Origin of the sequence: Mycobacterium sp. GA-0227b, assembly GCF_001499855.1 — a bacterium.
Lineage (GTDB): Bacteria > Actinomycetota > Actinomycetes > Mycobacteriales > Mycobacteriaceae > Mycobacterium.
Genome location: NZ_LQIK01000001.1, coordinates 260,951 through 271,085, shown reverse-complemented (window position 1 = coordinate 271,085; position 10,135 = coordinate 260,951). Strand labels below are relative to the sequence as shown.

Genomic DNA, 10,135 nt, shown 5'->3' with positions numbered 1-10,135 from the left:
CTGCCACCCACATTCGCCCCCGTCGCACTCACCGGTCGTGACTGAGCCGTTGCCGATTAAGCTGTCCGAACGTGCCCGAAGCCCCGACCGACGCCGAACTGCTTGCCACCGCGCAAGTCGAGCTGAACCGCCACGGTGCGGTGCTGCGCGAGCTCGGTCGGCTGTTCGCTGACGCCGGTCACGAGTTGTACCTCGTCGGCGGCAGTGTTCGCGACGCGCTGCTCGGCCGGCTGCTGACCGATCTCGATTTCACCACCGACGCCCGCCCCGAACAGATGCAGAGGTTCCTGCGCCCGTGGGCCGATTCGCTGTGGGACACCGGCATCGAGTTCGGCACGCTCGGGGTCGGCAAGGGCGACGAACGGCTCGAGATCACCACGTACCGCGCCGACAGCTACGACCAGGTGTCGCGCAACCCCGAGGTGCGGTTCGGCGACAACCTCGACGCCGACCTTGTGCGGCGCGATTTCACCGTCAACGCGATGGCCGTGCGGATCGCCCCCGACCGGCCGGGCGGCCTCGGCGAATTCCACGACCCGCTGAACGGTTTGGCGGCGTTGCGGGCGAAGACGCTCGACACGCCCGCCGCGCCGGAGGTGTCGTTCGGCGACGATCCGCTGCGCATGCTGCGCGCCGCGCGGTTCGTCTCGCAGTTGGAGTTCACGGTGGCTCCCCGGGTGGTGGCGGCGCTGGTGGCGATGGCGCCGCAGTTGAGCCGCATCACCGCCGAGCGGGTGGCCGCCGAACTGGACAAGTTGCTGCTGGGCGTCGACCCGGTCGCAGGTATCGACCTGATGGTGCAGACCGGGTTGGGTGATGTGGTGCTGCCCGAGGTCGGCGCGATGCGGATGGCCATCGACGAGCACCATCAGCACAAGGACGTGTACTGGCATTCGCTGACCGTGTTGCGGCAGGCCATCGCGTTGGAGGACGAGGGGCCCGATCTGGTGCTGCGCTGGGCGGCGCTGATGCACGACATCGGCAAGCCCGCCACCCGCAAGCACGAGCCCAACGGCGGCGTCAGCTTTCATCATCACGAGGTCGTCGGCGCGAAGATGGCGCGCAAGCGGATGCGGGCGCTGAAGTACTCCAAGCAGATGGTCGACGACGTGTCGCAGCTGGTTTATCTGCACCTGCGATTCCACGGTTACGGCGGCGGGAAGTGGACGGACTCGGCGGTGCGCCGGTATGTGACCGACGCGGGTCCGCTGCTGCCGAAGCTGCACAAACTGGTGCGCGCCGACTGCACCACCCGCAACAAGCGCCGCGCGGCGCGGCTGCAGGCCAACTACGACGACCTGGAGCACCGGATCGCCGAGCTGGCCGAGAAGGAGGACCTCGCCCGGGTGCGGCCCGATCTCAACGGCAACGAGATCATGGAGATTCTCGGCATCCCCGCGGGTCCGCAGGTGGGCGAGGCGTGGCAGTACCTGAAGGAGTTGCGGCTGGACCGCGGGCCGCTGACGCGGGAGGAAGCCGTCGAGGAACTGCTGGCGTGGTGGAACGCCAGAGGCTGACCCCTTGATTCCGCGAGCGACCGTGTCTGCACACCGACACGCCGCTCGCGGGCGTACAACGGCGGTCGCTCACCCGAAATCAGCGACCGCGCGGAACCCTTGAGCCGGGTCGTCGCGTCTGATCCGACATGGACTACTGCCTGGGTGACGGCGACGGCTCGGCCACGATCTGGTCCGCCGCGCCGGATGTGGATGTGGACGGTGACGGCTCCCTCGACGCTGTCGGTCTCGACTTCGACGGCGACGGCCTACTCGACGACGCGATGGCCGATCTCGACGCGGACGGTACTGCGGAGCATTTGGTGCGCGACCACGCAGCCGGCGCGGCCGCATACTTCAGCGACGACGGCACCGGCACCTGGGCGGTCAGCGTGGACCGGGCCGGGCAATTGCGGTGGTTCGGGCTCGACGGTGTGGAGCAGGTCGGCGGTCCGCTGATCGACCTCGACACCGACGGTCAGGCCGACGAGCGTCTGCTCGATGTCGACGGCGACGGCCTGGCGGACCGAGCACTGGGCGGCGAGGTCGCCTATGTCGACGCCGACGCCGACGGCCGGTGGGACATCAAGCTCACCGACAGCGACGGCGACGGCCGCGCGGACTCCGCAAGCGATCTGTAGTCGGCTAATCGCGGCCGGAGCCCGGTGGGCCCGCGAACGCCTGCGCGATACCCAGCCACTGCTCCGCATCGGAGCCGACCGCCGCCACGTCCAGCGTCGACCGCGGCCGCCTTTGGGTCACCAGCATGCAGAAGTCCTCCGCCGAGCCGCTCACCCGTTGCGTGGCGTCCTCGGGTCCCCACGACCACGTCGACCCGTCGGGGGCGCGCAACTCGACACGGAACGGCTCGGCCGGCGGCTGTTGGCCGTTGATCGCGAACGCGAAGTCCCGGGTGCGCACGCCGATGTGCGCGATCGAGCGCAGTCGTCCGGTGGCGGGCCGTCGCACCCCGAGCGCGTCGGCGACGTCGAGCCCGTGTGCCCAGGTCTCCATCAGCCGGGCCGTTGCCATCGATGCCGCGCTCATCGGCGGCCCGAACCACGGCAGTTTGCGTCCGTCGGCGACGGTCAACAGCTCGTCGTGCAACCGGGCGCGGGTCCGTCGCCAGTCGGCGAGCAGCTCAGCTGGTGGCACGGCCGCCAGCTCCTCGGCACCCGCGTCGACGAAGCGCGCGGGGTCCTTGGCCGCCTCCTCGAGCAGCGCGGCGAATGCGGCCTCGTCGGTGACGGCGGTCAGCGCGACGCGGTCGGTCCACAGCAGATGCGCGATCTGGTGGGCGATCGTCCACCCTTCGGCCGGAGTGGGCTCGGCCCATCGCGCAGGGGGAAGGTCGGCGACGATGGCGTCGAGTTCGTCGCTCTCGGCGCGAAGATCGGCCACCATCGGCGCGGCACCAGCCATGCGGTCACCTTAGCCCGGTGACGACGTGCGCCTGCCGAGCGCCGCGTGCGCGGCCAGGCCGACGAGATACGCCCCGACACCGGTCAACGCCAGCGCCGGCTGGTGTCCGTCGGGCGGAATCACGCTCGCCGACACCGCGATTGCGCCGATGAATGCCATCCAGAACAGCGAGTCCTGCACGGTGAACACGTGCCCACGCAGCGCATCGTCGACGTCGAGCTGCATGGCGCTGTCCGCGCACAGCTTGACCACCTGGCCGGCCATGCCGAGAAGGAAGCCGCACACGACCATCATCGCCAGTTGCAGGCTGGAACCGGCGAACTGGATCAGCGCGGCGATCGCCAACGCGCCGTTGGCAGTGGCGTACCTTCCCCACCGCCGCACCGCCATCGGCATGACGGCGGCCGCGATGAACGATCCCGTGCCGGTCGCCGCGACGAACAACACCGCGGTGCCGAGGCCCGCTACCGCGTGAGTGTCGCTGTGGCGCACCATCACCAGGACCAGCAGGCTGTTGATGCCAAACACCATCCGGTGCGCAGCCAGGCCGGTCAGCGTCGCGGCGACGGAGGGCACCGCCGCCACCGTTCGAACGCCGTGTGCCCAGCCGGTGGCCACCGCGTAGAGCACCGACCCGTGGATCGCGCGCACGCTGTCGTCGGGGCCGAGTAGGCGCGGCGTGAAGCGCCACGCCAGCCAGAGCGCCAGCGCCACCGGAATGGCGACGATCAAGATGATCGCCGCGGCGCCGGCGTCGTCGGCGCCGAACAGCCAGCGCGGTAGCAGCATGAAATTCGCGCCGAGGAAGGCGGCCGCCGCGCCGGTCGCGATGGCGACGGAGTTCATCGCGACCACCTGGTCGCGCGGCACGACATGCGGCAGTGCTGCCGACAGTCCGGAGGAGACGAACCGGGTGAACCCGTTGACGATCAGCGCGCAGCACAGGATCGGCAGGTCGCCCGCGCCGGATTCGAGCAGCGCGGCGACCGCGAGCACCAACGCCAGGCGGCCGGCGTTCGCCGCGACCAGCACCACTCGCCGGTCCCAGCGGTCGAGCAGCGCGCCGGCGAACGGGCCGAGCAGCGAGTAGGGCAGGAACAGCACGGCGAACGCCCCGGCGATCGCCCATGGTTCGGCCTCCCGCTGCGGGTTGAACAGGATTGCGCCCGCCAGCCCCGCCGCAAACAGGCCGTCGCCGAACTGGCTGACCACCCGCAGTTCCAGGAGCCGCCAGAAGTCGGGCAGCTCGCGTACCGACCGCCAGACGGCGATGGGCGCACGGATATCGGGCACGGGAGATCGCGTTCCTAGAAGCTTCGGATCGGGACCGCATCCACAGTACAAATATCGCGGCGGGGTCGCGCTTGTCCGCCATGATGCCGGTTGCTGGTGCCATGATGGACACGTGGCGCAGTCAGAGGATCCGGAGGATTTCATCGCCCCTGCGGCGCCGCGCGTGCGGGCCGGAACGCTGCTTCTGGCCAACACCGACCTTCTGGAGCCGACGTTTCGCCGCAGCGTGATCTACGTCGTGGAGCACAACGACGGCGGCACGCTCGGGGTGGTGCTGAACCGGGCGAGCGAGACGGCGGTGTACAACGTGTTGCCGCAGTGGGCGAAGGTGGCCGCCAAACCGAAGACCATGTTCATCGGCGGGCCGGTGAAACGCGATGCGGCGCTGTGCCTGGCGACCTTGCGCGCGGGGATGGAGGCTGCCGGCGTACCTGGCCTGCGGCATGTGCAGGGGCGCATGGTGATGGTGGACCTCGACGCCGACCCCGACTCGATCGCCCCGGTGGTCGAGGGGGTGCGGATCTTCGCGGGCTATTCGGGTTGGACCATCGGCCAACTCGATGCCGAGATCGAACGCGACGACTGGATCGTGTTGTCGGCGTTGCCGTCCGACGTTCTCGTGGAACCGCGGGTGGATCTGTGGTCGCGGGTGCTGCGCAGGCAGCCGTTGCCGTTGTCGTTGCTGGCGACCCATCCGATCGACGTCAGCCGCAACTAGAACGGCGTCAGCTGCAGGGAAGCGTGCAGGTGGCGCATCCGCCGCCGCAGCCACCGGAACTCGTCGCCGCCTCGCTGCGCGCAGCCGCCTTCGCGCTCTGCCAGCATCCGGCCGCCACCGTGCCCACCGCTCCGAGCACGCAGACGGTCAGTACGACGACGGAGATTCTGGGCTCGGCCGCGAGCGCGACACCGCCGCCGGCAGCAAGCATCGCGGCGGCCGCGAGTTGGGTGGGGGCAACCGAGCGCAGGACCACCTGCACTGGGTCTCCTGATGGGGGCCGGCGCAGCAGCCACGCGCCGACTCCCGCGGTCGCGGCGGCAGCACACAGGCAGAGCACCGCGGCGATGAGCATGAGCACGAGGATACGAGGAGCGTCGGCGGGGTGAGATGGGGCGTCCCCCGGGCGCCAGGCTTCGCCCGGGGGACAGGTCTATCGCGGCAGTCCCAGCTGGCTGGAAACCGGAGCGGCCGGCGGGGTAATCGCGCCGGGGGCAGCCGCGGCCGTCGCGCCGGGAGCAGCCGCCGCACCGGGGGAAGCCACAGCCGTCGCAGCGGGCGCAGCCGCCGTGCCTGGGGCGGCCGGCGCGGGTGCTGCGGGCTGGCCGGGAACGCTGACCCGGAAGCCGTTGACGATCGCGTCGGTCGCTTCGGCGGCCGGCACAACTTGATCGACGCTTGTGGTCACCGACAGCGACACCAGGTACTTGTCCGGGCCTGCGGCGGCGATGACGTGGCGGCGCGAGGTGTTCAGCGTCATGTTGTTCTCGCGGTAGGTGCCCTCGATCAACGCCGACGGCATGCCGCCGAACTCCGCGAGCGACGCGTCGGTGGTGCGCCAGGCCGGCCGCTGCTGGCTGTCGACGAAACCGTGGCTGATGGCCTCTTTGGGGTCGAAGTCGCCGACCAGCTTGTACACCACGACCTGCGCATTGGATGTGTAGAGGCCGTTGCCGCCGACCCGGTCGGCGATCACGGCGAAGGCGTCGGGCACGTTCGGATCGGGAACATGCTCCCAGCCGCGCGGCATCGGCAGCACGATGTTGAGCGCCTTGAAATCCCGGCTGGACTGCGGTTCGAGTTTCACGCCCTTCTCGGCGAAGAATTCGGTCATCGTGCCGGAGCGGGCGGGTTGGATCGTGGCGACCGGCGGCGTCGGGACGGGTGCGGCCGCCAAGCCCGGCGACGCGCTCGCCGCGGATGACACCACCCCGGTGGCCGAACTCACACCGGGCTGGCTCAGGGCCTGCGCGTTGGGCGCGACCGTGACGGTCTGGGTGACCGTGGCGGGGGCGGGCAGCGGTGGTTGCGGTACGAGGGGTTCGGCCGAGGCGGTCGTGCCCGCGAAGCCGAGGACGCCGGCGGTGGCGGCGGCCACACTTGCGGCCAGAATCCGCCAGCGAGGGGCGATCTCGATCATCTGCGTTGGTCCTTCCGAACAGCACGGGGTGGGTCAGGCGCTGACTGTATCGACCGGCGAAGCTCGGCCACCAGCGTCGGAATCGAGCTGCAACAGTGTTCTGACTTCCCCGCAACGCAACCGAGACCAACCCGTGGCCGGGCGAGGCGCGAATTGGATGCTTATACCCTGTTCACGTGACAGACGCGCCGACCACCGACACCCCGCAGCACCGCTACACCGCGGAGTTGGCGGGGCAGATCGAGCGCACCTGGCAGCAGCGGTGGGAGGACGCCGGGACCTTCCACGTCCCGAACCCCGTCGGCTCGTTGGCACCGGCCGACGGTTCGCAGGTGCCCGCCGACAAGATGTTCGTGCAGGACATGTTCCCCTACCCGTCGGGCGAGGGCCTGCACGTCGGACATCCGCTGGGCTACATCGCCACCGACGTCTACGCCAGGTACTTCCGGATGACCGGACGGAATGTCCTGCACGCGTTGGGCTTCGATGCGTTTGGACTACCGGCCGAGCAGTACGCGATCCAGACCGGGACGCATCCCCGCATCCGGACCGAAGCCAACATCGTCAACTTCAAGCGCCAGCTGGGCCGGTTGGGGTTCGGCCACGACTCGCGCCGCAGCTTCGCCACCACCGACCCCGACTATTACAAGTGGACGCAGTGGATCTTCCTGCAGATCTACAACGCGTGGTTCGATCCGGCCACGCAGAAGGCCAGGCCGATCGCGCAGTTGGTGGCCGAGTTCGAATCCGGCGCACGCGCTCTCGACGACGGCCGAACGTGGGCGTCGCTGTCAGAGGGCGAGCGCGCCGATCTCATCGACTCGTACCGGCTGGTCTATCGGGCCGACTCGCTGGTGAACTGGTGCCCCGGACTGGGCACCGTGCTGGCCAACGAGGAGGTCACCGCCGACGGCCGCAGCGAGCGCGGCAATTTCCCGGTGTTTCGGAAGCGGTTGCGGCAGTGGATGATGCGCATCACCGCATATTCGGACCGCCTGCTCGACGACCTCGAGTTGCTGGACTGGCCGGAGAAGGTCAAGACCATGCAGCGCAACTGGATCGGCCGGTCGACGGGGGCCGCGGTGCTGTTCGGCACCGATGCGGGCGACATCGAGGTGTTCACCACGCGGCCGGACACGTTGTTCGGCGCGACGTACATGGTGCTGGCGCCCGAACACGAACTGGTCGACAGGCTGGTCGGCGACCAGTGGCCGGCGGGCGTCGATGAGCGCTGGACGTACGGCGCGGCGACACCGGCGGAAGCCGTCGCTGCCTACCGCACGGCGATCGCGGCGAAGTCGGACCTGGAGCGGCAGGAGAACAAGGCCAAGACGGGGGTGTTCATCGGCGCCTATGCGACGAACCCCGCCAACGGTCAACAGGTTCCGGTGTTCATCGCCGACTACGTGCTGCTGGGCTACGGCACCGGGGCGATCATGGCGGTGCCGGGACATGACCAGCGGGACTGGGAGTTCGCCACCGAGTTCGGCCTGCCGATCGTGGAAGTCGTTGCCGGCGGCGATATCTCGCTGGAGGCGTACAGCGGTGACGGCGAGATCGTGAACTCCGGTGAGCTCAACGGGTTGAGCGTCGCGTCGGCGAAGGAGGCGATCACCGCGCGGCTGGCGGCAGCCGGCCGAGCGCAGCCGCGGGTCGAGTACAAGCTGCGGGACTGGCTGTTCGCACGGCAAAGGTATTGGGGCGAGCCGTTTCCGATCGTGTACGACGAGAACGGCCGCGCGCATCCGCTACCCGAGTCGGCGCTGCCGGTCGAGTTGCCCGACGTGCCGGACTACTCGCCTGTGCTGTTCGATCCCGACGACGCCGACAGCGTGCCGTCGCCGCCGCTGGAGAAGGCGACCTCCTGGGTGAACGTGGAGTTGGATCTCGGCGACGGGCTCAAGCCCTACACCCGCGACACCAACGTCATGCCGCAATGGGCCGCCAGCTCCTGGTACGAGCTGCGCTACACCGACCCGCACAACAAGGAAGAGCTGTGCGCCAAGGAGAACGAGTCCTACTGGATGGGCCCGCGGCCGGCCGAACACGGCGCCGACGACCCCGGCGGTGTGGACCTGTACGTCGGCGGCGTCGAGCACGCGGTCCTGCACCTGCTGTACGTCCGGTTCTGGCACAAGGTGCTCTACGACCTCGGGCACATCAGCTCGCGAGAGCCGTTCCGCCGGCTGGTGAACCAGGGCTACATCCAGGCGTTCGCCTACACCGACGAACGCGGAGCATACGTTCCGGCCGCGGAAGTCGTTGAGCGCGAAGGAAAGTTCTACTGGCCGGGACCGGACGGCGAGGCCGAGGTCTTCCAGGAGTTCGGCAAGATCGGCAAGAGCCTGAAGAACTCGGTGTCACCCGACGAGATCTGCGACAGCTACGGTGCCGACACGTTGCGGGTGTACGAGATGTCGATGGGCCCGTTGGAGGCGTCGCGGCCGTGGGCGACCAAGGACGTTGTCGGCGCACACCGGTTCCTGCAGCGGGTGTGGCGGCTGGTGGTCGACGAGAGTACCGGCACCGAGCGTGTCTCGGAGCACGAGGCGATCGACGCCGAGACGCTGAAGTTGTTGCACCGCACCATCGCCGGGGTATCGGACGACTACACGAACCTGCGCAACAACACCGCGGCGGCCAAACTCATCGAGTACACCAACCACTTGACCAAGCAGGGCGTGACGGCGCGCGCGGCGCTCGAGCCGCTGGTGCTGATGGTGGCGCCGCTGGCCCCGCATCTGGCCGAGGAGTTGTGGCGGCGGTTGGGCCACGACTCGTCGCTTGCGCACGGCCCGTTCCCGCTCGCCGACCCGCAGTATCTCGTCGAGGACACCGTCGAGTATCCGGTACAGGTCAACGGAAAGGTGCGCGGCCGGGTGACGGTCGCTGCCGACGCGGATGCCGACGCGCTGGAGGCGGCCGCGCTGGCCGACGAGAAGGTGCAGGCCTTCATCGACGGCGCGACGCCGAAAAAGGTAATCGTGGTGGCTGGCCGCCTGGTCAACATCGTCGTGTGATTCCGCCACCCCGTCCCGCATTGTGAATCTGGCGACGGTTTCGGCGCTTCGAGCGTCGCCGGATTCACAATCGGCGCGAGCTATTAGCCGCGGGGGCGGACGATGACCTGGTGCACGTGAGCGTCCGGCGGTGAGTTCACCGCATCGGCGACCACACGCGCCACGCTCTGCGGGCTGAGAAACCGCGACGGGTCATACGAGCCGCCCTCGTAGGCGACCAGGCCCTCCTGCATCTCGGTGGCGATCCGGCCGGGATGCACCGATGTCACTCGCAGCGACGGCTCGTCGTTGCGCAGCGAGTCGGCGAACGACCGCAACGCGGCCTTGCTCGCCGAGTACGACGCCAACCCTGGCGATGCGTTGATGCCCCCGCCGGAGTTCACGAAGACCACCTGACCGCGAGAGGCGCGAAGCGCCGGTAACAAGGCGAGTGTAAGCGCAACGGCGCCAATGACATTGACCTCCATGGTGGCGCGCCACTCGTCGACGGTCGACTCGGCGACCCGGGCCGGAAACGCCGTTCCGGCGTTGTGCACCAATACGTCCAGCTCGACGATCGGCTCCACCACGGCCTCGATACCGGAAACGTCCGCCAGATCGATCGGCCACGTCGTCGCGCCGAACTGACCGGCCACCGCATCGAGCGCCGCCGATGGCCGGCCCGCCAGGAACAGCGTGTGGGTAGGGGCGAGCGCCGTCGCGATCGCCGCGCCGAGCCCTCGCGAGGCGCCCGTGATCATCGCGGTCGGCATGTCGAAACCCTACC

General features: G+C 69.2%; 9 protein-coding genes. 4 read left to right on the top strand and 5 right to left on the bottom strand.

Translation table 11 applies throughout. The features are described 5' to 3' along the window. Positions 1 to 71 precede the first annotated feature (71 nt). Together AU185_RS01300 and AU185_RS01295 are read left to right on the top strand one after the other, a co-directional pair. The gene (locus AU185_RS01300; RefSeq protein ID WP_059100506.1) at positions 72 to 1,517 is read left to right on the top strand and encodes a CCA tRNA nucleotidyltransferase; all 1,446 of its coding nucleotides are present in this window, start codon (positions 72 to 74) and stop codon (positions 1,515 to 1,517) included. A gap of 128 nt (positions 1,518 to 1,645) precedes the next feature. After that, complete coding sequence (locus AU185_RS01295; protein WP_059100505.1) at positions 1,646 to 2,137, top strand: hypothetical protein; 492 nt, start codon at positions 1,646 to 1,648, stop codon at positions 2,135 to 2,137. 4 nt (positions 2,138 to 2,141) lie between these two features. Here AU185_RS01295 and AU185_RS01290 read toward each other — a convergent pair whose 3' ends face one another. Both AU185_RS01290 and AU185_RS01285 read right to left on the bottom strand, forming a co-directional pair. Next, complete coding sequence (locus AU185_RS01290; RefSeq protein ID WP_059100504.1) at positions 2,142 to 2,918, bottom strand: TIGR03084 family metal-binding protein; 777 nt, start codon at positions 2,916 to 2,918, stop codon at positions 2,142 to 2,144. A gap of 9 nt (positions 2,919 to 2,927) precedes the next feature. Further along, complete coding sequence (locus AU185_RS01285) at positions 2,928 to 4,211, bottom strand: MFS transporter (RefSeq protein ID WP_059100503.1); 1,284 nt, start codon at positions 4,209 to 4,211, stop codon at positions 2,928 to 2,930. 112 nt (positions 4,212 to 4,323) lie between these two features. On the opposite strand from AU185_RS01285, the gene AU185_RS01280 reads away from it, so the two are divergent. Next, the gene (locus AU185_RS01280) at positions 4,324 to 4,929 is read left to right on the top strand and encodes a YqgE/AlgH family protein (protein ID WP_059100502.1); all 606 of its coding nucleotides are present in this window, start codon (positions 4,324 to 4,326) and stop codon (positions 4,927 to 4,929) included. Between the two features lie 7 nt (positions 4,930 to 4,936). Here AU185_RS01280 and AU185_RS01275 read toward each other — a convergent pair whose 3' ends face one another. Further along, on the bottom strand, positions 4,937 to 5,284 hold the full coding sequence (locus AU185_RS01275; RefSeq protein ID WP_059100774.1) for a hypothetical protein: 348 nt from the start codon (positions 5,282 to 5,284) through the stop codon (positions 4,937 to 4,939). A 78-nt stretch (positions 5,285 to 5,362) separates the two neighbouring features. Further along, complete coding sequence (locus AU185_RS01270; RefSeq protein ID WP_059100501.1) at positions 5,363 to 6,349, bottom strand: LpqN/LpqT family lipoprotein; 987 nt, start codon at positions 6,347 to 6,349, stop codon at positions 5,363 to 5,365. Between the two features lie 176 nt (positions 6,350 to 6,525). Here AU185_RS01270 and leuS point away from each other — a divergent pair, with 176 nt between their 5' ends. Further along, positions 6,526 to 9,369: a leucine--tRNA ligase gene (gene leuS / locus AU185_RS01265; protein WP_059100500.1), complete on the top strand. Its 2,844-nt coding sequence runs from the start codon at positions 6,526 to 6,528 to the stop codon at positions 9,367 to 9,369. Positions 9,370 to 9,452: 83 nt separating this feature from the next. Here the strand turns inward: leuS and AU185_RS01260 are convergent, their stop codons facing one another. After that, entirely contained in the window at positions 9,453 to 10,121 is a 669-nt protein-coding gene (locus AU185_RS01260) for an SDR family oxidoreductase (RefSeq protein WP_059100499.1), read from the bottom strand. Positions 10,122 to 10,135 lie beyond the last annotated feature (14 nt).